The 22,005-nt window shown below is 73.8% G+C and carries 20 protein-coding genes, 1 pseudogene and 1 CRISPR repeat array; of the genes and pseudogenes, 15 read left to right on the top strand and 6 right to left on the bottom strand.

The window, feature by feature from the left end; all coding sequences use genetic code 11:
- Window positions 1-11: 11 nt before the first annotated feature.
- Window positions 12-2,786 (bottom strand): AfsR/SARP family transcriptional regulator, encoded by a 2,775-nt coding sequence (locus DFQ13_RS11590; RefSeq protein WP_110079799.1) that lies wholly within the window; start codon window positions 2,784-2,786, stop codon window positions 12-14.
- Between the two features lie 319 nt (window positions 2,787-3,105).
- On the bottom strand, window positions 3,106-4,047 hold the full coding sequence (locus DFQ13_RS11585; protein ID WP_110079798.1) for a GlxA family transcriptional regulator: 942 nt from the start codon (window positions 4,045-4,047) through the stop codon (window positions 3,106-3,108).
- Between the two features lie 101 nt (window positions 4,048-4,148).
- Here DFQ13_RS11585 and DFQ13_RS11580 point away from each other — a divergent pair, with 101 nt between their 5' ends.
- Complete coding sequence (locus tag DFQ13_RS11580; RefSeq protein WP_110079797.1) at window positions 4,149-4,841, top strand: DJ-1/PfpI family protein; 693 nt, start codon at window positions 4,149-4,151, stop codon at window positions 4,839-4,841.
- On the top strand, window positions 4,838-5,305 hold the full coding sequence (locus tag DFQ13_RS11575; RefSeq protein ID WP_110080138.1) for a DUF2269 family protein: 468 nt from the start codon (window positions 4,838-4,840) through the stop codon (window positions 5,303-5,305). The genes DFQ13_RS11580 and DFQ13_RS11575 overlap by 4 nt, the downstream gene beginning before the upstream one ends.
- 12 nt (window positions 5,306-5,317) lie before the next feature.
- Here the strand turns inward: DFQ13_RS11575 and DFQ13_RS11570 are convergent, their stop codons facing one another.
- Window positions 5,318-5,929 carry a TetR/AcrR family transcriptional regulator gene (locus DFQ13_RS11570; RefSeq protein WP_110079796.1) on the bottom strand — a complete coding sequence of 204 codons (612 nt, stop codon included), beginning with the start codon at window positions 5,927-5,929 and terminating at the stop codon, window positions 5,318-5,320.
- Window positions 5,930-5,996: 67 nt separating this feature from the next.
- On the opposite strand from DFQ13_RS11570, the pseudogene DFQ13_RS11565 reads away from it, so the two are divergent.
- Window positions 5,997-6,403, top strand: a pseudogene (locus DFQ13_RS11565) (RidA family protein).
- Between the two features lie 38 nt (window positions 6,404-6,441).
- Here DFQ13_RS11565 and DFQ13_RS11560 read toward each other — a convergent pair.
- The gene (locus tag DFQ13_RS11560; protein ID WP_035286491.1) at window positions 6,442-8,103 is read right to left on the bottom strand and encodes a catalase; all 1,662 of its coding nucleotides are present in this window, start codon (window positions 8,101-8,103) and stop codon (window positions 6,442-6,444) included.
- A 145-nt stretch (window positions 8,104-8,248) separates the two neighbouring features.
- Between DFQ13_RS11560 and DFQ13_RS11555 the strand changes: the two genes are divergently transcribed.
- From DFQ13_RS11555 to DFQ13_RS11500, 12 genes are all read left to right on the top strand, one after another.
- A complete protein-coding gene (locus DFQ13_RS11555; protein WP_035286493.1) occupies window positions 8,249-8,632 on the top strand; it encodes an ankyrin repeat domain-containing protein in 384 nt (127 codons plus the stop codon).
- A gap of 439 nt (window positions 8,633-9,071) precedes the next feature.
- Window positions 9,072-9,770: direct repeats of the CRISPR family, unit length 28 nt; unit sequence GTCCTCCCCGCGCGAGCGGGGCTGTTCC.
- A 125-nt stretch (window positions 9,771-9,895) separates the two neighbouring features.
- Complete coding sequence (locus tag DFQ13_RS11550) at window positions 9,896-10,417, top strand: AAA family ATPase (RefSeq protein ID WP_233438368.1); 522 nt, start codon at window positions 9,896-9,898, stop codon at window positions 10,415-10,417.
- Between the two features lie 42 nt (window positions 10,418-10,459).
- Complete coding sequence (locus DFQ13_RS11545; protein WP_146241197.1) at window positions 10,460-10,849, top strand: hypothetical protein; 390 nt, start codon at window positions 10,460-10,462, stop codon at window positions 10,847-10,849.
- Window positions 10,850-10,940: 91 nt separating this feature from the next.
- The gene (locus DFQ13_RS11540; RefSeq protein WP_035286497.1) at window positions 10,941-11,558 is read left to right on the top strand and encodes a DUF998 domain-containing protein; all 618 of its coding nucleotides are present in this window, start codon (window positions 10,941-10,943) and stop codon (window positions 11,556-11,558) included.
- A 188-nt stretch (window positions 11,559-11,746) separates the two neighbouring features.
- Window positions 11,747-13,132, top strand: coding sequence for a S28 family serine protease (locus DFQ13_RS11535; RefSeq protein WP_110079794.1), 1,386 nt, complete (start codon window positions 11,747-11,749; stop codon window positions 13,130-13,132).
- Window positions 13,133-13,267: 135 nt separating this feature from the next.
- Window positions 13,268-15,793, top strand: coding sequence for an ABC transporter permease (locus DFQ13_RS11530; RefSeq protein WP_146241196.1), 2,526 nt, complete (start codon window positions 13,268-13,270; stop codon window positions 15,791-15,793).
- On the top strand, window positions 15,786-16,445 hold the full coding sequence (locus tag DFQ13_RS11525) for an ABC transporter ATP-binding protein (RefSeq protein ID WP_233438367.1): 660 nt from the start codon (window positions 15,786-15,788) through the stop codon (window positions 16,443-16,445). The genes DFQ13_RS11530 and DFQ13_RS11525 overlap by 8 nt, the downstream gene beginning before the upstream one ends.
- Complete coding sequence (locus DFQ13_RS11520; RefSeq protein ID WP_110079792.1) at window positions 16,442-17,092, top strand: ABC transporter ATP-binding protein; 651 nt, start codon at window positions 16,442-16,444, stop codon at window positions 17,090-17,092. The genes DFQ13_RS11525 and DFQ13_RS11520 overlap by 4 nt, the downstream gene beginning before the upstream one ends.
- A gap of 25 nt (window positions 17,093-17,117) precedes the next feature.
- Window positions 17,118-18,167, top strand: a complete 1,050-nt coding sequence (locus DFQ13_RS11515; protein WP_110079791.1) for a GDSL-type esterase/lipase family protein — start codon at window positions 17,118-17,120, stop codon at window positions 18,165-18,167.
- A gap of 25 nt (window positions 18,168-18,192) precedes the next feature.
- Complete coding sequence (locus tag DFQ13_RS11510) at window positions 18,193-18,927, top strand: class I SAM-dependent methyltransferase (protein WP_110079790.1); 735 nt, start codon at window positions 18,193-18,195, stop codon at window positions 18,925-18,927.
- Window positions 18,928-19,125: 198 nt separating this feature from the next.
- Complete coding sequence (locus DFQ13_RS11505) at window positions 19,126-20,325, top strand: MFS transporter (RefSeq protein ID WP_035286512.1); 1,200 nt, start codon at window positions 19,126-19,128, stop codon at window positions 20,323-20,325.
- Between the two features lie 12 nt (window positions 20,326-20,337).
- Window positions 20,338-20,607: a hypothetical protein gene (locus tag DFQ13_RS11500; RefSeq protein WP_110079789.1), complete on the top strand. Its 270-nt coding sequence runs from the start codon at window positions 20,338-20,340 to the stop codon at window positions 20,605-20,607.
- On the opposite strand, the gene DFQ13_RS11495 is transcribed toward DFQ13_RS11500, so the two are convergent.
- Both DFQ13_RS11495 and DFQ13_RS11490 read right to left on the bottom strand, forming a co-directional pair.
- A complete protein-coding gene (locus DFQ13_RS11495) occupies window positions 20,573-21,211 on the bottom strand; it encodes a maleylpyruvate isomerase family mycothiol-dependent enzyme (protein WP_110079788.1) in 639 nt (212 codons plus the stop codon). The genes DFQ13_RS11500 and DFQ13_RS11495 overlap by 35 nt on opposite strands.
- A gap of 147 nt (window positions 21,212-21,358) precedes the next feature.
- Entirely contained in the window at window positions 21,359-21,991 is a 633-nt protein-coding gene (locus tag DFQ13_RS11490; protein WP_110080136.1) for an AAA family ATPase, read from the bottom strand.
- Window positions 21,992-22,005: the final 14 nt, after the last annotated feature.

The raw sequence follows: 22,005 nt of genomic DNA, 5'->3' as shown, positions 1-22,005 counted from the left end.
GCCGCCGCGGGTCAGATCGCCTGCGGCGCGCGCGGCGCCTCGGTGGGCAGGCGGGTCCGCCTCAGGTGCTCGGCCTCGGCGGTGCGCCCCTGCTCCCGGTACGCCACCAGCGCCTCCCGCCACGCGGCGTTCGCCAGGTCGGTGCGGTGCAGCGCCGCGTAGGTGTCGCCCAAGCCCTCCAGCGGCTCGGTGACCTGGTAGTCGTCCCCCAGCGAGCGGAAGGCGTCGATCGCCGCCCGGTAGTGGTCCAGGGCCTCCTCGTACCGGCCGGTGTGGTGGGCGATGCGCCCCAGGGTCGCGCTGACGTCGGCGATGCCGTGCCGGTGGTCGTGCGCGCGGAACAGCGCCAGCGCGGCGTCGGCCGCGGTCTCGGCCTCGGCGTACTCGCCGAGTTGGGCGTGGAACCAGCCCATCCCGTTGAGGATGTCGGCCTCCAGCACGGGTTCACCGAGGTCGCGGTAGGTGTGGCGGAGCCGGTCCAGGTGCTCCAGGGCCTCCCGGGTGTGGCCGAGTTCGCCGAGCGTCCACACCAGGACCCGGCGGGTGTCGGCCTGGCCCCGGGGGTCCTGCTCCCGCTCGGCCAGGGCGAGGCTGGTCTCGAGGTGGCGCGAGGCGTCCTCGTGGGCGGCCAGGCGCGAGTGCGCCTGCCCCAGGTAGCGGTGGGCCATGGCCTGCGCCGCGGTCGTCCCCGCCTGCTCTGCCGCGCGCAGGCCGAGGGTCCAGCAGGTCAGCACGTCGTGCATCCGCCCGTGCCGGAAGTGGAAGGTGTCCAGCGCCCAGGCCAGTTGCCAGACCGCGTCGTGCCTGCCCCGCTCGACCGCCCACCGCTGGATGGCCAGCAGGTTCGGGTGCTCGGCGGCGAACCAGCGCATCGCCGCCTCGTCGTCGGCCGGGGTCGTCGGCCCGCTGCGCGGGTCGGGCGGGCCGGGGTCCACCGGGTGGCGGTGCGTGGCGAGCACCGACTCCGCGGCGCAGGCGCTGTGCAGGTAGTGGTCGAGCAGCCGGTCCACGGCCGCGGCCGTGTCGGCGGCGGAGGTGGCCCGCACCCGTTCGCCCGCGTACTGGCGCAGCAGGTCGTGCATCCGGTACCGGCCGGGGGCCGACACCCCGATCAGCGACGCCTGCGCCAGGCCGCGCAGCACCGCGGTCGCCTCGGCGGGGGTGACCCCGAGCAGGCCCGCCGCGGCCGGGACGCCGATGTCGGCCCCCGGCGCGGTGCCGAGCAGCTCGAAGGACTCGGCCTGCTCGGCGGTCAGGGCGCGGTGCGACCAGGACAGCACGGCGGGCAGGCTGGCGGTGGGGTCGTCGTCGTCGAGGGCGTCGAGGCCCGCCTCGCGCAGTTCGGTGGCGAGGTCGGCCAGCGGGACCAGCGGGCGGATGCGGCAGCGCCCGGCGATGATGCCCAGGGCCAGCGGGAGCCCGCCGCACCGGGCCACGATCTCGTCCACCGCCTCGGGGGCCGCCGCGGTGCGCGCGGCGCCGAGCCGGGCGGTCAGCAGCCTGCGCGCCTCCCCGTCGGGGAGGGCGTCGAGCGGCAGGTGGTGGGCGCGGTGGGCGGTGAGCAGGCCCGGCAGCGAACCGCGGCTGGTGACCACGACCGTGCACGTCTCCCCGCCGGGCAGCAGCGGGACGACCTGCGCGCTGTCGACGGCGTTGTCCAGCACCAGCAGCATCCGCTTGTCCGCGACCAGGCTGCGGAACAGCGCCGTCCGCCCGTGCGGGTCGGTGGGGACGCGGTCGGCGCGGGTGCCGAGCGCCTCCAGGAACCCGCGCAGCGCCACCTGCGGGGCCATGGGGTCCTGGTCGGGGCTGAACCCGCGCAGGTCCACGAACAACTGCCCGTCCGGGAACCGGTCCAGGGCGCGGTGGGCCCAGTGCAGCGCCAGCCAGGTCTTGCCGATGCCCCCGGTCCCGGCGACCACGACGACCCCGCCGTCCTCGGCCCCGCCCACGGCGGCGTCCAGGGCGGCGAGGGCGTCCGCGCGGCCCGCGAACGGCGCGGGCCGGGCGGGGAGCTGCCGGGGGACCGCAGGCGCGGTCCGCGCCTCGGGCTGCTCGGACCCGTCGGTGAGGATGCGCTGGTGCAGGGCGGTGAGCGCGGCGCCGGGGTCGACACCCAGCTCCTCGACCAGCCGCACCCGGAACCGCCGGTAGTGGTTGAGCGCGTCGGCGGTGCGGCCGTCGCGGTGCAGCGCCCGCATGAACTGCCCGGCGACGCGCTCGTCCAGCGGGTGCTCGACGACCCGCGCGGACAGCTCGGCGACCAGCGCGTCGTCGCGCCCGTCGAGCCGCAGCCGGGCGTCGGTCAGGTCGCACTCGGCGCCGAAGCGCACCCGGTGCAGGCGGTCGCGCTCCTCGGCGGCCCACTCGCCGTCCAGGCCGGTCAGGGCTTCCCCGCGCCACAGCTCCAACGCCGAGGTCAGCAGCTCGGCGGCCTCCTCGGCGTCACCGGAGGCCGCCCGCGCGCACAGGTCGTTGAAGCGCCGCAGGTCCACCGTGACGTGCTCGTCGAGCAGCACGAACCCGCCGGAGCGCCGCTTGATGTCCGCCCCGGTCCCGGCGAACGCGGTGCGCAGCCGCGACACGTAGCTGGCGAGGGTCTTGCGCGAGGTGGACGGCGGGTCGACCCCCCACACCCGGTCCACCAGTTGCTCGTCGGACACCACCCGGCCCAGGTCGACGGCGAGGGCGGCCAAGACGCAGCGCTGCTTGGCGGCGCCGATGTCGACCGGGCGCCCGTGCGCGCTCGCCCCGACCTCGCCGAGCAGGCCGATCCGCACCGCCATACTCCCCCCGAGTGGATCGGAGCCCAGACCCACCGACACCGGGCGATCCCCTCGGCACCTCCCACGGGTGGGGTGCCTCGCACGGCGAGCGGTGACACGCAGCGGCCGCTGCGCCGCCCATGATGCCGGCGCCGAGCAGGTCGGCGGACAACCGCCCCGCCGGTCCCGCGCCGAACGCCGGGGAACCCCCGCGGTGCGACCCCGCCGCCCGGCGCCGGGATCAGGTCCGGCGCCACCCCGATCACCGGTTCTCCGTCGGGGGCGGGAAACCTGGTGTGGCAGGAATGCGCATCAGCGGCAGCCTCCGGCCAAGACCAGCTCAGCGGCTCGTGAAGCTGTGCCGGTAGGACTGCGGCGTGGTGCCGACCACCCGGCGGAACCGGTCGCGGAACGCCGTGGGGGAACCGAAACCGACCTGCGCGGCGATCCGGTCCACCGGGTGCCCGGTGACCTCCAGCAGGTGCTGCGCCGTGCGCACGCGGGCGCGCAGCAGCCACTGCAACGGCGTGGTCCCGGTCTGCTCGCGGAAGCGGCGGTTGAGCGTGCGCACGCTCATCCCCGCGTGCGCGGCGATGCCCTCCACGGACAGCTCGCGCGCGCAGTTCTCCTCCAGCCACCGCAGCACCGGCTCCAACTCCGAACCCCGGGGCGTGGGCGGCTGGTCGTGCACGATGAACTGCGCCTGCCCGCCCTCCCGCTCCAGCGGCATCACCGACAGCCGCGCGGCGTCGGCGGCCACCGCCGAGCCGTGGTCGCGCCGGATCAGGTGCAGGCACAGGTCCAGGCCCGCCGCCGCGCCCGCCGAGGTGAGGAACTGGCCGTTGTCCACGTAGAGCACGTCCGGGTCCACGTCGATCCCGGGGTGCCGGGCGGCCAGCGCGCCCGCCGCCACCCAGTGCGTGGTCGCCCGCAGCCCGTCCAGCAGGCCGGTCTCGGCCAGGGTGAACGCGCCGGTGCAGATCGTGGCGATGCGGGTGCCCGCACCCGCGGCCGCGCGCAACGCGTCCAGGACGTCCTCCGGGGTGGGCAGGATTTCACCGCGGCCGGGCAGGACGATCGTGTCCGCCTCCGCCAGCGCGTCGAGGCCCCAGGGCGGGGCGAGGGAGAACGCGCCCGCGTCCACGGTCGGGTTGGCACCGCAGACGCGGACGCGGTACGGCGCGCGGCCGTCCGGCAGCCGGGTGCGGGTGAACACCTCGATCGGGGTGGCCAGGTCGAAGGAGATGACCCCGTCCAGCGCCAGGACGGCCACGGTGTGCATGGCCCCAGCCTAGGGGCCGGAACCGGGCGTTGGCGAGAACCCGTTGAAGGCTGGCATTCCAGCCACTGCCACCCGGCTCCCACCGTGGTTAGCGTGGCGCCATGCTCGCTCAGATCGTGTTGTTCGACGGGTTCGACCCGCTCGACGTCATCGCCCCCTACGAGGTCCTGGCCGCCGCCGCCCTCGTCGCCGACCGGGGTTTCGAGGTGGAACTGGTCGCCGCCGGGGGACCGCGCGAGGTGCCCAGCGGCCTGGTCCCGCTGACCCTGCGCGCCACCGCCGCCCTGGACCCGCGGCGGGCGGACCTCGTCGTCGTGCCCGGCGCGCTCGGCAGCTTGGCGGACCCAGGCGGTGGCGAGCCCGCCGAGGACAGCATCCCGGTGCTGCTCGGGCGCACGCTGACCACCGGCCTGCCCGCGCTGCTCCAGGAGGCCTTGGACCGCGAGGGTGTCACCGTGGCGACGGTGTGCGGCGGGTCGCTGGTGCTAGCCATGGCCGGGCTGATCGGGGGCCGCCCGGCGACCACGCACCGGATGGGCCTGGGCATGTTGACCGCCGCGGGCGTGCGGGCACTCGACGTGCGCGTGGTCGACGACGGCGACCTGGTCACCTCCTCATCGGTCACCTCCGGGCTGGACCTGGGGCTGTACCTGCTGGAGCGCGAACTCGGCCCCGAGGTGGCGATCGCGGTGGAGGGGCTGATCGCCCACGAGCGCCGGGGCACGGTGTGGCGCGCCACCACCGGCCGTGGACCGGCCGCGGGGGTCGGCGGCCACCGGGTGGCCTCGGCATGACGAAGTTCCTGCTGTCCGTGCATGTGCTCGCCGCGATCATCGCGGTCGGCCCGGTCGCCGTGGCCGCCAGCATGTTCCCGGCCGCCACCCGCCGCGCCCTGGCCGCACCCGGTCGGGAGCGGGAGGTGGCCGTGCTGCGCACCCTGCACCGCGTGTGCCGGGTGTACGCCGCGATCGGCATCGCGGTGCCCGCGTTCGGCCTGGCGACCGGGAGCAGCCTCGGCGTGCTCGGCGACCCCTGGCTGGTCGTGTCCATGGCGCTCACCGCGCTGGCCGCCGCCACGCTGGTGCTGCTGATCCTGCCGCGCCAAGCCGAGGTCCTGGACGCCGTGACCGCCGCCGACCACCCGGTGCCCGCCCGACTGCCCGCGCGGCTGGCCATGCACACCGGTGTGTTCAACCTGCTGTGGGCGACGGTCACGGTCCTGATGGTCGTCCGCCCCGGCTCCACGACGGGCGCCTGAGCCCCGGCCCGCTCACCCCGGCAGCCGCCAGCCCCGCTGGATCGAGCGGCGGCACCGGTCCGGGTCGTCTCCGGTGTGGACGAACAGGGCGGTCAGCAGCGGGACGCCGTTGTCGAGCGCCGGGCGGGGCAGCGGGCCGTTGGCCACCAGGGAAACCAACCCGTGCGCGATGGTCCAGCTCCGGGTCGCCACGTCCAGCGGAACGGTGTCGGCGTGGAAGCGCCCGACCCCCCTGGCCCGGTCGGCGGCCCGGACCAGGTGTTCCAGGGTCGCGTCGGCGGCGGCGAGGTCCTCGAGGTCGAAGTTCGCGTCGAACATGACCCGGTACAGGTCGGGGTGGCGCAGGGCGTTGCCGAGGTAGGCGGCGACCAGCGCGGTCAGGTCCGCGACCGGGTCCCGGGTCGTGGCCACCGCGGCGAACTCGGCCGCCAGTCGGGTGAAGCCCTCCTGGCGCAGGGCCATCCACACGCCGTCCATGCCGCCGAAGTGGGTGTAGACGGCCATCGTGGACACCCCGGTGCCCGCCACCAGCGAGCGCAGGGTGATCGGCTCGCGGGTGCGCAGCATGTGCGCAGCCCGCTCGATGAGCAGGACGCGCACCGCGGGGTCCTTCGTCCTCGCCATGCCCGCACAGTACATGGCATTGCAATGCTATGTTTCAGGTGAACCCGACCCGACGCGAGGAGACAGCATGCCCATCACCCTGGTGAACCCCGACGGGCTGCCGGAGGTCGACCTCTACCGGCAGGTGTCGGTCGCCACCGGCTCGAAACTGGTGTTCACCGCCGGTCAGATCGCCCGGGATGCCGACGGGAACAAGGTCGGCGAGGGCGACTTCGCCGCCCAGGTCGAGCAGTGCTACCTCAACGTCGGCACGGCCTTGGCGGCGGCGGGCGCCACCTTCGACGACGTGGTGAAGCTGACCGTCTACCTGGTCGACTGGACCCCCGACAAGATGCCCCTGTTCGCGGCGGGGGTCGCCCGGCGGCCGAGAAGCTGGGCGTCACCCCGGCGGCCCCGCTCACCGGTGTGGGCGTCGCCGCGCTGGCCGAGCCCGACCTGCTGGTGGAGGTCGAGGCCACCGCCGTCCTCGACTGAGCACCGGGGCGGGACCGGCCGGTCCCGCCCCGAGGACGTCAGCGCTCGACGGGAACGCGCTCGTTGGGCACGCAGTGGGTCATGGTGTGCCCCTCGACGTCGCGCGGACCGTTCTTGCCCAGGTTGGCGGCCCTGGCCTTCTCCTCATCGGACAGCCGCTGGGTGGGCAGCGGCTCCAGGTGGCGGACGTCGTCGGGGCTGATGCCCAGCCCCTCGCCGACGCGCAGGCCCAGCTCGTCCTCGGCCATCAGCAGGTGCCACACCATGCGCTCCTGGACGGGGCGGTCGCACTGGCCCAGGGCGTCGACGAGGTTGGCGACCAGGTCGTCCCGCTCCCACTCCTGCGAGAGGCGGAAGCGCTCACCGGGCTGGGCGTAGTCGTTGGTGCGCGGGATGCGCTTGCGGGTCAGCCTGCCGGTCAGCTCCGGCCCCTGCTCGTCGTGCGCGGGGTACTCGCCCTCGCGGAGGCCACCGAGGATCGACGGTTCGTAGTTGACGTGCGGGTTCTGCCCCTCGCCGAGGTCGACACCGTAGGCCATCTGACCGTCGCGCTGATTGGTGGCCACGCGGGTCCTGGGCGCGTTGACCGGCAACTGGAGGTAGTTGGGCCCGACGCGGTAGCGCTGGGTGTCGCTGTAGCTGAAGGTGCGACCCACCAGCATCTTGTCGTCGGAGAAGTCCAGTCCGTCGACGAGCACGCCGGTGCCGAACGCGATCTGCTCGTTCTCCAGGAAGAAGTTCTCCGGCGCGCGGTCGAGGACCATCCGCCCCACGGCGCGCAGCGGGAACAGCTCCTCCGGCCACGCCTTGGTGTCGTCGAGCGGGTCGAAGTCGAGTTCCGGGTGGTCGTGGTCGTCCATCAACTGGACCTTCAACTCCCACTCGGGGTACTCACCGCGCTCGATGGCCTGGTAGAGGTCCCGGGTGTGCGAACCGAGGTCGTTCGCCTGCACGTTCGCCGCGTCGGCGGCGGTGTGGGACCGCACCCCCGACTTCGGTGACCAGTGGTACTTCACCAACACGGTGTCACCAGCCTGGTTCACCCACTTGTAGGTGTTCACCCCGAATCCCTGCTGCGTTCGGTAACTGGCCGGAATCCCCCGCGGACTGAACACCAGAGTCACCATGTGCAACGCCTCAGGCGTCTGGCTGATGAAGTCGAACACCCGGTTGGGGTCCTGACGCTCGAAGGTCACCGGGTCCGGCTTCTGCGAGTGGATCAGGTCCGGGAACTTGATCGCGTCCCGGATGAAGAAGACACCGAGGTTGTTGCCCACCAGGTCCCAGTTGCCGTCCTCGGTGTAGAACTTCACGGCGAACCCCCGGGGGTCCCGCGCCACCTCCGAGGAGTCACGACCACCCGCCACGGTCGAGAACCGAACCGCCACGTCGGTGCGCTTCCCCTTCTCCTGGAACAACTTCGCCCGGGTGAACTTCGCCACGGGCTCGTCCCCCACGGTGCCGTACGCCTCGAAGTACCCGAAGGCGGTGGCCCCCCGCGCGTGCACCACCCGCTCGGGGATGCGCTCCCGGTCGAAGTGGCTGATCTTCTCCAGGAACTGGTAGTTCTCCAGCGTGGCGGGCCCACGGGCGCCGACGCTCCGCTGGTTCTGGTTGTCGTAGACCACGTGTCCTTGGCGGTTGGTCAGCACCGGCCGCCCGGAATCGGACGGCTGCTGCTGGGAGGACGCGGACGTCATGGTGTTCCCTTCACACTGATCGTCTTCTGCGGTCTGACCCGTCCCCCGACACCTACCACGGCGACCGCGCACGGCCACCCCGCCCCGCCGACCATGTCCCCCGGCCAACCCTGCGACAACCCGCCCCGGTGGCTAACCTCCCCCCATGGACCTGACCGAAGAAGAACTCCACTTCCTCCAGTCGATCCTCGACCTCGCCCGCCAGGGCGAAGCCGAAGCCCTGGCAACCGCCATCGACTCCGGAGTCCCCGCCAACCTCACCAGCGGCGCGGGCGACTCACTGCTCATCCTCGCCGCCTACCACAACCACCCCGAAACCGTCCGCGTCCTGCTCGAACGAGGAGCAGACGTCTCCAGGGTCAACGACCGAGGCCAAACAGCCCTCGGCGCCGCAGTCTTCCGCCGCAACCCCACCAGCGTCGACCTGCTCGTGGCCGCAGGCGCCGACCCCGACCAGGGAGGACGATCAGCCCGCGACATCGCCCAATTCTTCGAACTCCCGGAAATGCTCGCCCTACTCCCCTCCTGACCCCCACACTCGCGCACCCAAGCCCCCACCAATCCCTCGCCAACTTCTCTCCGCAAACCCGACCTCGTGGTCACGCCAGCGGACGCCAAGTGGCGGCGGAAATACACCCGATGCCCGAGCCGACACACAACAGCGCGCAAAGTCGCATCCTCCAGTCGCACAGTGAGGCCGAACTGGTGAACCGGTGCCAGACACCGCTCGCGCGTTGCACACCACTTTCAAATCGACTCGGCCGCATCCAGTGTGATGAACCACGACCAACTGGCCAGCCCGGGCGCGCAAGCAACGCCCACTTGACGCATATGACCGCAAGCTGTGATCACCCCAGCATGCACCGAACCCAACACAGAGAGTGATCATTTCGTTACACTGCACTCAATCCAGTCGAAAAGTGATGCGAAAACCGCCCTCGCTCACCTAAACCCGCAGGTCAAGAAGTGTCCTCCCCGCGCGAGCGGGGCTGTTCCCTCAAGCTCACGGAGGTCTCGGCATGAGCGGCAGTCCTCCCCGCGCGAGCGGGGCTGTTCCTTGCAGTGCCCCGGTCCGGCGGCACGTTCTTGGGTCCTCCCCGCGCGAGCGGGGCTGTTCCCTCCACCGCGTCGTCCGCGGCGCCGCCGGTGACGTCCTCCCCGCGCGAGCGGGGCTGTTCCCCGGACGCGGCGCCGCAAGGCGGGGTCGGTGAGGTCCTCCCCGCGCGAGCGGGGCTGTTCCCGCGGCGCTCACGTCCGGTTCGCGGCTGTGGTCGTCCTCCCCGCGCGAGCGGGGCTGCTCCGACGCTGCCCTGGAACAAGTTCCAGATCGGCGGGTCCTCCCCGCGCGAGCGGGGCTGTTCCGTCGCCGCGACGGTCCGCGGCGAGCCGGGAGTCGTCCTCCCCGCGCAAGCGGGGCTGTTCCGGTCTACCGGGAGCACCTGATCGAGGCCGTAAAGTCCTCCCCGCGCGAGCGGGGCTGTTCCCCGGTCCTCGGCGACGGCGGCGGACCGGTCGACGTCCTCCCCGCGCGAGCGGGGCTGTTCCCCGGCCCAGCGCCAGGGACACGGCCTGGGTGTCGTCCTCCCCGCGCGAGCGGGGCTGTTCCGAAACGACTCCAGGCCGTCCGGGCATGGGCGCGGTCCTCCCCGCGCGAGCGGGGCTGTTCCTGGGACGCCGCCTGCCGCACCGCGATTGCCGTCCTACCCGCACAGGCGGACCATTCCCACGACTGCCCCTGACCACCGCGCCCACCCGTTACAGGTGGGCCACGGCGGTACCGTGAAGTGTGATCGTGTGGTTGAACGGACCCTTCGGGGCGGGCAAGACGAGTGCGGCCCGTGAGTTGACCGGGTTGCTGCCGCGAGCGCGGGTCTTCGATTCCGAGGAGGTCGGGTTCATGTTGCGGCACGTGTTGACCGAGCCGGTAGCCGACTTCCAGGACTGGCCCGCGTGGCGGGCGCTGGTGGTGCACACCGCCGCCGAGGTGCTTTCCCAGGTGGGTGGCACGCTGGTCGTGCCGCAGGCGGTGTTGGACCGGGGCTACGCCGAGGAGATCTTCGCGGGGCTTCGCGGGCGCGGGATTCCCGTTGTGCACGTGGTGTTGCACGTCGAACTGGGGGAGTTGGTTCGGCGGATCACCCGGGATGAGGTTGAGGTGGGGGCGGTGCGGTGGCGGTTGGACCACGTCGGACCGTACTTTGAGGCGTTGGGGTGGTTGTGTGGGGCGGCGACGGTTGTTGACACCACCGTGCTTTCGCCTCGGGAGACGGCGGTGCGGGTTGCGGGTGTGGTGTCCGCACGGGACGGCGAGTAGTCGCGGTGGGGTTGAGCTGCGGCCATGGGTGGTTCTTCGCAGTTGATCAGTCGGAGCTGCACGACGGGGTGGGCCGACTGGATTCACGGTGAGCTGTGGCTTTCGCCCACCGCGCTGGTCCGGCGGCGCTTGAGCTTCAACGCCAGCAGGGCCAACGGGTACGGGCCGTCGGTGTCGGACCCGCTGCCCGTTGTGCCCGCGGCTGACCTCGACCGCGGGCGGGTGCTCGCCGAGCACCGGACGAACAAGGTCATCGCGTTCGGGGACGTGGGCAGCGCGACCCTGTTCCGGGGGCGGACCGCCCACGGGCTCAAGGTGGTCATGGTGGGCGGTGAGCGGCACAAGCTCCTGTGGTTGGTCCGAGATCCGGCTTTCGCGATCCTGTCGGGGGCACTCCCCGCGCAGCTCGGCAGCCGGGTGTCTTTCCGCTGATCCGCACAACCGAACCGTCCGGCGGTGTGGTCCGGTGGCCCGCCGTGGTTTGCTCTTGACCGCACCCACTCCGCGGACCCAGGAGGCGGCCATGCGGGACACCCTCACACACTCCTACCTGTTCCTGCGCCGCGCGATCGGCGTCATCGGCTTGGCGCTGCCCCTGGTGCTCATCGTCGGGGGCGTGGTCGTCGACGGTGGTCTGCTCAGCTCCATCAGCGGCTACTACCACGGTTCCCTCCGGGACGTCTGGGTCGGGAGCATGTGCGCGGTGGGTGTCTTCCTGCTCTCCTACCGCGGTTACGGGCGCGTCGACGACCTGGTGAGCAACGTCGCCGCCGTGGCCGCCGTCGGTGTCGCGCTGTTCCCCACCACCCCGTCGGACCCGGTCGGGTCCGATCGTTTCGTCGGTGTCGCGCACCTGGTGTTCGCGGGTGTCTTCTTCCTCGCCCTGGCCTGCTTCTGCCTCGTCCTGTTCCGCAAGTCCGACGACCCCGCCCCCTCGCGCCGCAAGCTCGCCCGCAACCGCGTGTACCTCACCTGCGGCCTGGTGATCGTCGGGAGCCTGCTGCTGATCGTGCTCTCCGGGCCCCTGGGCATCCCCGGTTCCCTCCACCCTGCCCTGTGGCTGGAGACCGCCGCCATCTTCGCCTTCGGCCTCGCCTGGTTGACCAAGGGCGAGGCAATACTGGCCGACCTCGACCGCTGACCCGGCAGGCGGGCCGTCGTCGCGGGAACGAGCCGATCGACCTGCGGAACACGTGCCTGGTGGAGAGCGACCTGGTCAATGCGGGCCGGGCGGATTGGGCGGAATGGGGGCTGTTGTTAATGCCTGTGAACGGGTGAGGATCGCCGCGGTGGTCGCTGTCCGGCGGCTCCGAGGACGAGGGGGCGCTCGTGCGCGGTCGGTTGGTGGCGCTGGTCGCCGGGGTTCTGGCGGTGTTCGGGTTGGTGTCGGTGCCCGCGGTGGCGGCTCCGGCGGTGGACATCGCCGATCGGTTGCGGGCGGTGCCGGGGTTGACGGTGGTGGAGTCGCCGACGCCGCCCGCCGGGTACCGGTTCTTCCTGTTGACGATCACGCAGCCGGTGGACCACCGGGTGCCGCGCGGGGCGACGTTCGAGCAGCGGTTCCAGTTGCTGCACCGCGACACCGCGCGGCCGATGGTGCTGCACACCACCGGCTACAACATGCCCGCGACGGCGTTCCGCTCGGAGCCGACCCGGCTGGTCGACGGCAACCAGATCTCGGTGGAGCAGCGGTTCTTCAGCCCCTCGCGCCCCTCCCCCGCCGACTGGGACGACCTGGACATCTGGCAGGCCGCCACCGACCACCACCGGATCGTGGCGGCGCTGGAGCCCGTCTACTCGGCGAAGTGGATCTCCACGGGGGCCAGCAAGGGCGGCATGACCTCGGTCTACCACCGCCGCTTCTACCCCTCCGACGTGGACGGCGTGGTCGCCTACGTCGCCCCCAACGACCGGTTGAACGACCTGGACTCCGCCTACGACCGGTTCTTCGACACCGTCGGCACCCCCGAGTGCCGGGCGAAGCTGGACGACGTGCAGCGCGAGGCGCTGCTGCGCAGGCCGGAGATGCTGGCCCGGTACCGGGCCGCGGCCGACGCCGGTGGCTGGACCTTTGACCAGGTCCTGGGTTCGATCGACAAGGCCTACGAGATGACCGTGCTCGACACGGTGTGGGCGTTCTGGCAGTACTCCACCGTCGCCGACTGCGCCTCGGTGCCCGCCAGGACCGCCACCACGGACGAGTTGTACGCGTTCATCGACGGCGTGGCCGGGTTCTCCTTCTACACCGACCAGGGCGTCACCCCGTACTCGCCGTACTACTACCAGGCCGCGACCCAGTTGGGCTGGCCGTCGCTGCGGTTCGAGCACCTGCGCGGGCTTACCCACTACCGGGACTTCTACCAGGCCAACTCGAACCTGCCGCCGTCGCTGCGCTCCCGGCACAACCCGCTGCCGATGCTCGACGTGGACGCCTGGGTGCGCACGCGGGCCAGTGAGATGCTGTTCGTCTACGGCGCGAACGACCCGTGGGGCGCGGAGCCGTTCCACCCCAGCCGCCGCGATTCGTACTCCTACACCGCGCCGGGCGCCAACCACGGTGCCAACATCGCCGCCCTGTCCCCCGCCGACCGCGACGCCTCCACCGCGGCGCTGCTGCGCTGGGCGGGGGTGTCAGCGCCGATCGCGCGGGCGGCGGAGCTGCCGGTCGGGGCCCTGGACCTGGCCGAGCCGCGCATGGAGCGCCGCCCGCTGTAGGGGGTGAGCCCGCCTTCTCCGCGACGGCGAGCGCCCACCCCGGGGACTCGGTGGTCCGCCGGTCGAGGTCACGAAGGCGTTGCGGGAACTGCTGTTGCGCTGAACCAGCCCGCGGGGAGCCGATAGCGTCCGACCATGCAGTCACCGTGGAGGGCGGCGCCCAGGGCGGCCGGGTCGAGCCCGCTGACCGTGCTGGTGGCCGTGGTGGCCGGGCTGCTGCTGAGCTTCGTGGGCGCGGCCGCGGTGCTGCACGCGGACTCGGCGGGCAACGCGGCGATCGACTACCAGGCCGGCAGGCTGTGCCCGCAGAGCGTGTCGGCGGTGTTCGACGGCGGCGGGCTGACCGCCGCGGAGGCCGAACGGGTCGTCGACGTGGTCGGCGAGCAGGCGCGGGCGGCCGGGGCGGGCACGCCGCTGGTGGCGCTGTACTCCTCGGTGCGGCAGAACGACTTCGACGGCAAGCACCCGTGGTCGCGGTTCGGCTACCGGGACGGTGCCATGGACAACGTGACCGTGCTGGAGGGCGGGTCCCGCGACGGGCTGTGGGTGCCGCAGAGCGTGGCCCGCGACGGGGGGATCACCCTCGGCTCGCGCGGCCTGGGCGGCACGTTGCCGCCGGTCACGGCCATCTACGCCGACGTGGCCGACCCGGTGTCGGACTACTGGTGCACGGAGCGGCAGCGGATCGTGCCGAACCCGCTGGCCGCCGAGGGGGCGACGGCGGCGCCGATCTGGTTCCCCGACCGCGCCCGGTTCGCCACCTACCTCGACCGGGAGCAGGCGGGTGGGGGCGCGGCGCTGTCGGTGCGGTTCCCCCGCCCGGTGCCGGGGACGGTCGACGACGCCGCGTCCGTGGTCGCGGTGGGCGCGGACCTGATCTCCCGGGTCAGGGGCGCGCTCGATGCCGAGGGAGTCGGGCAGACCGTGACCGGGTCGAACTACCTCGCCAAGCCGGTGGAGGTGGCCGGGAAGGCGTCGTCGACGGTGTGGTCGGCCGTGCTGCCGCTGACGGTGATCTCGCTGCTGGTGGGGTTGGCCGGGGTGGCGGCGGTGACCGGGCAGTGGTGCCAGCGCAGGCAGGCGGAGCTGCGGCTGCTGTGGGCGCGCGGCGCGGGACCGGCCGCGCTGGGCGGTCGGGCGGTGCTGGAGCTGGCGGCGCCGCTGCTGGTGGGCGCGGTGGCCGGGTTCACCCTGGCCAGGGTGGCGCTGTCGGCGTACGCGCCGTCGCCGCTGCTCAACGGCGGGACGGTGGGGACCGCGCTGCTGCTGGTGGCGGGCGTGTTCCTGGCGTCGCTGGCCGTGGTGGCGGTGGTGACCGGGGTGCGGGTGCACCGGACGTTGCAGGCCCCGGGCGGGCGGAACCGGGCGCGGGTGCCGCGGTGGGTGCCGTGGGAGCTGCTGGCCGCCGTGGCGGCGTACCTGACCTGGGCGCGGGTGCGGTCGCAGCCGGTGGAGCTGGCGTTCGCGCAGCCGCTGCCCAAGACGGCGGAGGCGGCGGGGTTGGCGTTCCCGCTGCTGGTGGTGCTGACGGTGGCGCTGGTGGCGGTGCGGCTGGCGCGCTGGGGGCTGGCCGCGGCGCACCGGGTGCGGTGGTGGCGGGTGCCCGCGGCGCAGTTGGCGGTGCGCCGGTTGGCCGCCGCGGCCGGGTCGGCGGTGGGCATCCTGCTGGTGGGGGTGCTCGCGGTCGGCACGCTGACCGTCGGTGTGGGGGTCGCCGACGCGCAGGACGAGGCGTTGCGGACCAAGTCGGGCCTGTTCGTGGGCGCGGAGTCGGTGGCGCAGGTCCCGCGCCGGGTGGCTGAGGCGGGGCTGCCCGCCGACCTGGCCGAGCACGCGACCGTGGTCGGGGTGGTCAAGGCGAAGCAGGCGACGGTGCTGCTGGTGGACCCGGCGACGTTCACCCGGGGCGCCTGGCTGGGCGACCGCGACGCCGGGCAGGTCGCCGCGGCGCTGGCGGAACTGCGGCCGGGGCAGGCCCTGCGGGTGGGCGCCGCGCCGGGCGGGTCGGTGGAGCTGCCGTGGGTGGGCCGGGTGCGGACCGTGGCCGAGGCCGCGTCGTTCCCGCTGATCGGCTCCGGGGCGGGCTACGTGGTGACCTCGGTGCCCGACCCGCGCGACGTCGCGGTGTGGCAGGCGTGGTCGGCCGAGCCGGTGCAGCGGCTGACCGCCGGGCTGGGTGCGGCCGGGATCGACTTCTTCAGCCCGCGCGGCCGGGCCGGGGCGCTCGACGGGCTGCCGTTCCTCACCGTGACCTGGACGTTCGACTTCGTCACCGCCCTGGGGTTCGTGCTGGCCGTGGTGGCGGCAGCAGCACTGGTGCTGGCGGTGGAGGTGCGCAGGCGGCAGAACGCGCTGGCCGGGGCGCTGGCCACGCGGATGGGGCTGCGCCGCGGCGCGCTGGTGCTGAGCCACCTGGTGGAGCTGGGGTCGCTGGCGGGGGTGTCGGTGCTCGCGGGCAGCGCGGCGGGCTGGGTGTGCGCGGCGGTCGCGGCGCCGCTGCTGGACCCGTCGCCGTGGCTGCGGCCGATCGCGTCGGCGCCGGACCTGCTGGGGCTGGTCGGGCTGACGGCGGGGGCCGCGGCGGCGGTGGTGGGGTTGATCTGCCTGTCGGCGGTGCGGTCGGTGACCACCGCCCGAGTCGGGGAGCTGATCCGTGGCTGAGCTGTACGAGGTGCGCGGGGTGGGCGTGGACTACCGCACCCCGGCGGGGGTGGTCTCGGCCGTGCGCGGGGTGGACCTCGACGTGCCCGCCTCGGGGATCACCGTGCTGGCGGGGCCGTCGGGGTCGGGCAAGTCGACGCTGCTGCGGGTGCTGGGCCTGATCGACCGGCCGACCGCGGGCACGGTGGTCCTCGACGGCGCGGACGTGGGCGGCCTGTCCCACAAGCGGCGGCGCGCGCTGCGGCGCGACCGGATCGCCATGGTGTTCCAGGCCCCACCGGACAACCTCATCGGCCACCTGAGCGTGGGCGGCAACCTGCGCGCCGCAGCCGAGTCGGCGGGGCGGGAGACCGACCTGGGGGTGCTGGAGTGGCTGGGCATCCCGGGCACGCGGTCGTGGCGGGTGGAGGCGTTGTCGGGGGGACAACAGCAGCGGTTGGCGTTCGGCTGCGCACTGGCCCGCTCACCGTCGGTGGTGCTCGCCGACGAGCCGACGTCGCAGTTGGACTCCGCGTCGGCGCTGCTGGTGCTGGACGTGCTGACCGGCTTGGCCGAACGGGGTGTGCCGGTGGTGGCGGCCTCGCACGACAGCGAGCTGGTCGACCGCGCCGACCGGGTGGTCCGGCTGCGCGAGGGGGAGGTCGTCGGATGAGCCCGGTCCTGTCCGCCCGCGGGGTGACCCGCTCCTACGACCACCCCGAGGGCGCCGTCGAGGTGCTGCGCGGGGTGGACCTGGACGTGGCCGCGGGTGAGGTCGTGACGGTCTCGGGGCGCTCCGGTTCGGGCAAGAGCGCCCTGTTCGCGCTGCTGTGCGGCTTCGACCGGCCGGACGCGGGCACGGTGGCGGTGGGCGGCGCCCCGCTGCCCGCGGTCCCCGCGTGGGGCGACTGCGCGGTGCTGCCGCAGGCGATGGGGCTGGCGCACGAGCTGACGCTGGCGGAGAACGTGGCGCTGCCGCTGCGGTTGGCCCGCCGGACCGGTGTGGACGACCGGGTGGCGGAGCTGCTGGCGGAACTGGGGATCGGCGAGCTGGCCGACCGCCACCCGCCGGAGGTCTCCTACGGCCAGCAGCAGCGGGCGGCGCTGGCCCGCGCGGTGGCGATCCGCCCCCGGGTCCTGCTGGCCGACGAACCCACCGCGCACCTCGACCACGGCAGCGTCCCGGCGGTCCTGGGCCTGTTGCGCCGTGCGGCGTCGGAGGGCACGGCCGTCCTGATCGCCACCCACCACGACCTGGTGCACGCGATCGCCGACCGCCGCCTGGCCCTCGTCGACGGTCGGCTCACCACGACCGGGTGAGCCCCTGCCCGTAGGATCGTCGGCGATGCGACGGTACCGATGGCACATCTCCGTGCTGCTGCTGGTTGTCCTGCTCGTGGGCTCGTTCCTGGTGATCGGCGGTCCCGACGACCCACCCGCGCCCCGCCCGCCCGACGGCGCCCCCCGGGTGGTGGTGGCGATGGGCGACAGCACGGTTTCCGGCGAGGGCGCCGGGGACTACGAGGAGGGCACCGACGGCGAGGACGGCGACTGGTGCCACCGCTCGGCGAACGCCTCGATCCACCACACCGGCCTGACCGACGTGGTGGAGGCGGTCAACCTGGCCTGCTCCGGGGCGCCGTCGGCGCAGGTGGGCCTGGGCGACACCGAGCAGTACACCGAGGGGTCGCAGGCGCAGCGGCTGCGCGCCGTCGCCAGGGACAAGCGGGTCGTGGCCATCCAGGTCGCGGTCGGCGCCAACGACGACCCCGGCTTCTCCCACGTCCTCGACGGCTGCGTGCAGGCCTGGTTCGACCGGGGCAAACCCGGCTGCGCCACCACGAACGACGACTGGCAATCCAAAGTGGACAAGATGGTCACCAAGGCCACCCGCGCCCTCGCCGACATCCGCTCGGTCATGCTCGACGCCGGTTACCAACCCACCGACTACGCGCTCGTGCTCCAGTCCTACGCCGCCCCGGTGGCCCCCGGGGCCCGACCGGAACTGCTCAACCTCAACGGGTGCCCGCTGCGCGCCGAGGACCTGCGGTGGGTCAGCGAGACAGCGGTGCCGGTGATCACCGAGGGCGTGCGCCGGGTGGCCGGGGAGGCCGACGCCCGCTTCCTGGACCTGTCCCGGGCGGGGGTGGGCCGCGAGGCGTGCTCGCGCACCGACCCGGGGCAGGAGTGGTTCGCCCGCCTGGCCGTGCGCTGGTCGGACCTGCAGGACGACGACCGCGCCGGGCACGCGTTGCAGGAGTCGTTCCACCCCAACGCCGCCGGGCACGCCGAGTTCGGCCGCTGCCTGGGCGAGTTCCTGCGCACCACCGACCGGGCCGCGGCCTGCCTGTCCGGCGCGGACGGCCGCTTGCACCCGGCGCCCACCAGGTTCTGACCAGTCAGTGGCTAGTCTCGAACGCATGGACCCCTACCGCGAACTGGGCGTGGGCTACTCGACCGTGCGGCGACCGGACCCGAGGATCGCGCGGGCGGTGTGGGCGGCGCTGGGAGACGCGCGGAGCGTGCTGAACGTCGGCGCGGGCGCCGGTTCCTACGAGCCCGCGGACCGGGCGGTGCTGGCCGTGGAACCGTCGGCGGTCATGGTGCGGCAGCGGGGAAGCGGGGCGGCGCCGGTCGTGCGCGGGGCGGCGGAGGCGCTGCCGGTGCGGGGCGGGTTCGACGCGGCGATGGCGCTGCTGACCGTGCACCACTGGCGGGACCTGGCGGCCGGACTGGCCGAGCTGCGCCGGGTGTCGCGGCGGCAGGTGGTGCTGACCTGGGACGTCGAGGTGATGGCCCGGCAGTGGATGATCGCGGAGTACTTCCCGCAGGTCGCCGAGCGCGAACGCGGACTGGCGACGCTGAACGCGGTCGTCGCCGGGTTCGGGGGTGCGGCGGAGGTGCGGCCGGTCGAGGTGCCGTGGGACTGCTCGGACGGGTTCCTCGCGGCGTACTGGCGGCGGCCGGAGGCGTACCTGGACGAGCGGGTGCGGGCGGGGATGTCGGGGATCGCGCGGTTGCCGCCGGAGGTGGCGGCGGCTGGGGTGGCCCGGTTGGCCGGGGACCTCCGGTCTGGTGCCTGGCACCGCAGGCATGGGGGTTTGCTCGGTCGGGAGCAGCTTGACGTGGGCTACCGGCTGGTGGTGGCGTCCTGACCTGGGGGCTTGCGGTTGGGCTGCGTGCTGGGCGCCGCTGAGTTTTTTGTTCCGCCCGGGAGTTCGGCATGAGTGCCCGGCTGGGTGACCTCGGTCCCTGAGGCCGGGGGGTGGGCTGTGAGCAGCGGCACCGGGATTTCGGGAAAACCGCAGCTAGGATCGGTTCAGTTGAGGTGCGGACCGGTTGAGGAGCGGTGCATGGCGGTGGTGGTCGAGGAGCCCGCGTTGAGCAGGCGGGGTGTCGCGGCGGCGATGGTGGCGTTGGGTCTGGGCGGGTTCGGGATCGGGACGACCGAGTTCGCCACCATGGGCCTGCTGCCGCAGATGGCCGACACGTTCGGCATCTCCATCCCCTCCGCCGGGCACGCGATCAGCCTCTACGCGTTGGGGGTGGTGGTCGGGGCGCCGCTCATCGCGGGCTTGGGGGCCAAGCTGCCGCGCAAGGGCCTGTTGATCGTGTTGGTGCTGGGGCTCGCCGTGGGCAACGGGCTCTCCGCGATCGCCTGGGACCCCACCTCGCTGCTGGCGGCGCGGTTCCTCGCCGGTCTGCCGCACGGTGCCTACTTCGGGATCGCCGCGGTGGTGGCCAGTTCCCTGGTGCCCCCGCAGCGGCGGGGGACGGCGGTCGCCCGGATCATGATCGGCTTGACCGTGGCCAACCTGATCGGTGTCCCGGTCGCCACCGCGGCCGGGCAGCGGATCGGGTGGCGGGCGGTGTACCTGGCGGTGGCGGTGATCGCGGTCGCCACGGCGGTGGCGCTGTGGCGCAAGCTGCCGCACACCCCCGCCCCGCGCGATGCCGGGGTGGCCGCGGAGCTGCGGGCGTTCCGCCGCCCGCAGGTGTGGTTCGCCCTGGTCACCGGCATGGTCGGCTTCGGTGGCATGTTCGCGGTGTACTCCTACGTCTCCCCGCTGACCACCGAGGTGGCCGGGCTGTCGGCGGGGGCGGTGCCGTGGGTGCTGGCGGTGTTCGGCCTGGGCATGACCCTGGGCGCCACCACCGGCGGTCGCTTCGTCGACCGGTCGGTGATGGGCGCGGTGTTCGGCTCGCTCGTGGCGACGACCGCGGTGCTGGTGCTGTTGGGCCTGACGGCGTCGGTGCCGGTGCTGGAGTTCGCGGCGGTGTTCCTGCTCGGGTTCGTCTCGCAACTGCTGGCCTCAGCGTTGCAGGTGCGGCTGATGGACGCCTCCCCGGACGCGCCGTCGCTGGCGTCGTCGTCGAACCACTCGGCGCTCAACGTGGCCAACGGCGCGGGGGCGTGGCTGGGCGGTCTGGCGATCGCGGCCGGGTGGGGGTACGCCTCGACCGCGTGGGTGGGGGTGGCGCTGAGCGTGGCGGGCCTGGCGGTGGCCGCCGTGTCGGTGGCGGTGGAGCGGCGGAGCCGGGTCTCGGTGTGATGTGGTGGGGTCGTGCGGTGCGAGGTGGTGTTGGTCCGGCACGCGGAGTCGGTGGTGCCGCGCGCGGGTGGACTGGACGAGTTCCGGCGGCCGTTGACCGCGGCGGGGTCGGCGCGGGCCGAGCGGCTCGTCGGTGAGTTGGCGCTGACCGGGGCGGCGGCTGGGCCGATCCGGTCGGGTGGGGAGAGCCTGGCGCAGCTCACCGAGCGGGCCACGTCGGCGCTGGGCGTGGCGGTGTCGGGTCAGCTCAGCCGGTGGCGGAGCAGCGTTCCCGGAGAGTGAGGACGCCGTCGCCGTCGAGGTCGTCGCAGAACGCGGCGCGGCCGGTCATGGCCATGACGAGGGCGAGGGTGGGGCCGGTGACGCGGGGGCCGGTGCCGGTGGTGAACGGGCCGTCGGTGGCGGTGAGGCGCAGGCCGGTGACGCGGCCCTTGGCGAGAACCACCTGGTCTGAGCGGGCGTAGTGGTCGGCGACCGCGGTGAGGGTGTCGACCGGGTGGGCGCGGCGCAGGCCGAGAGGGCGGCGGATGTCCGCGCCGTGGACGACGGTCTCGCCGAGCATGGCGAGCACCGGCAGCGGGGGTTTGGTGGTGCTGGAGGTGACGGCGCGGAAGCGGGCGAGGGTGTCGGTGGGCGTGGCACCGAGGTGTTCGGCCAGGCGCAGGGCCACCTGGCGGTCGAAGTCGAAGCGGCAGCGGATGACGCCCACCAGCCACCGGGGTCCGTTCAGGCTCGCCCCGGCGGTGAGGTGGGCGAGGACTTCCCGCACGGTCAGGCCGGTGCACAGCGACGGGGTCCGCCACTGCTCGTCGTCCAGGTGGGCCAGGTCGGCGGCGAGGGCGGCGCGTTCGGCGTGGATCAGCGCCCAGAGGGGGTTGGCGGTCACGGGTCCTCCTTGTGTCGTTGCCCGGTGGGACTGCCGGGGCGCGGCGGATTCATCGCCGGGGGAGCCGCGCTGTGATGGCGGTCCGACCCGGTCGCGCCGATCCGGGGTCCGCGGGGTGCTGGACGTCGGGTGTGCGCGGTCCGGGGGTCAGCGCAGGCGGATGTGGCGCAGGCCGGTCCAGGTGCGCCTGCCCCAGGCGCGCAGCGGGCCGTCGGGGTCGGGGGACAACCGCAGGCCCGCGCCGTGCGCGGTGTGCTCGGCGACCTGGGCGGTGGTGAGGTCGTCGGTGTGCAGGTGGACGGCGAAGTCGGGGTGGGCGAGGGCGTCGAGGCAGCGGTCGAGGGCGGCGACGGCGAAGGACTCGCGGCGCAGCGCCCGGTCGCGGCCCAGCAGCGCGGCCAGGGTCGGGCCGTGGACGCGTTCGCTGAGGCGGCGCAGCACCGTCTCGCGGGTGGCGAGGAGCGCGACGTGGTGGACCGGGTGGCCGAGGGCGCGCAGGCGGCCGACCGTCTCGGCGAAGTAGCCGCGGTCGACGACGGTCATGGGGGCGATGACCGGGCCGTCGTGGTGGGTGAGGACGTGGTCGAGGACCTCGACGACGCCCTGGCGCCAGGCGGGGTGGTCCTGGAAGTCGCCGCGCAACCGGCGGGGGGTCATCCGGTGCAGGCCGAAGCCGACCTCCTCCGGGTCGCACACGACCGCGCCGGGCAGGCGGCGGCGCAGGTGGTACGCGGTCTGGGTCTTGCCGCCGCCGAACGGGCCGTTGATCCACACGAGCACGCCGTCCACGGTAT

This window comes from Actinokineospora spheciospongiae (assembly GCF_003182415.1).
In the GTDB taxonomy this organism is placed as follows: Bacteria; Actinomycetota; Actinomycetes; order Mycobacteriales; family Pseudonocardiaceae; genus Actinokineospora; species Actinokineospora spheciospongiae.
Note: the sequence above shows the minus strand (reverse complement) of the source record. Positions and strands in the feature narration are given on the sequence as shown.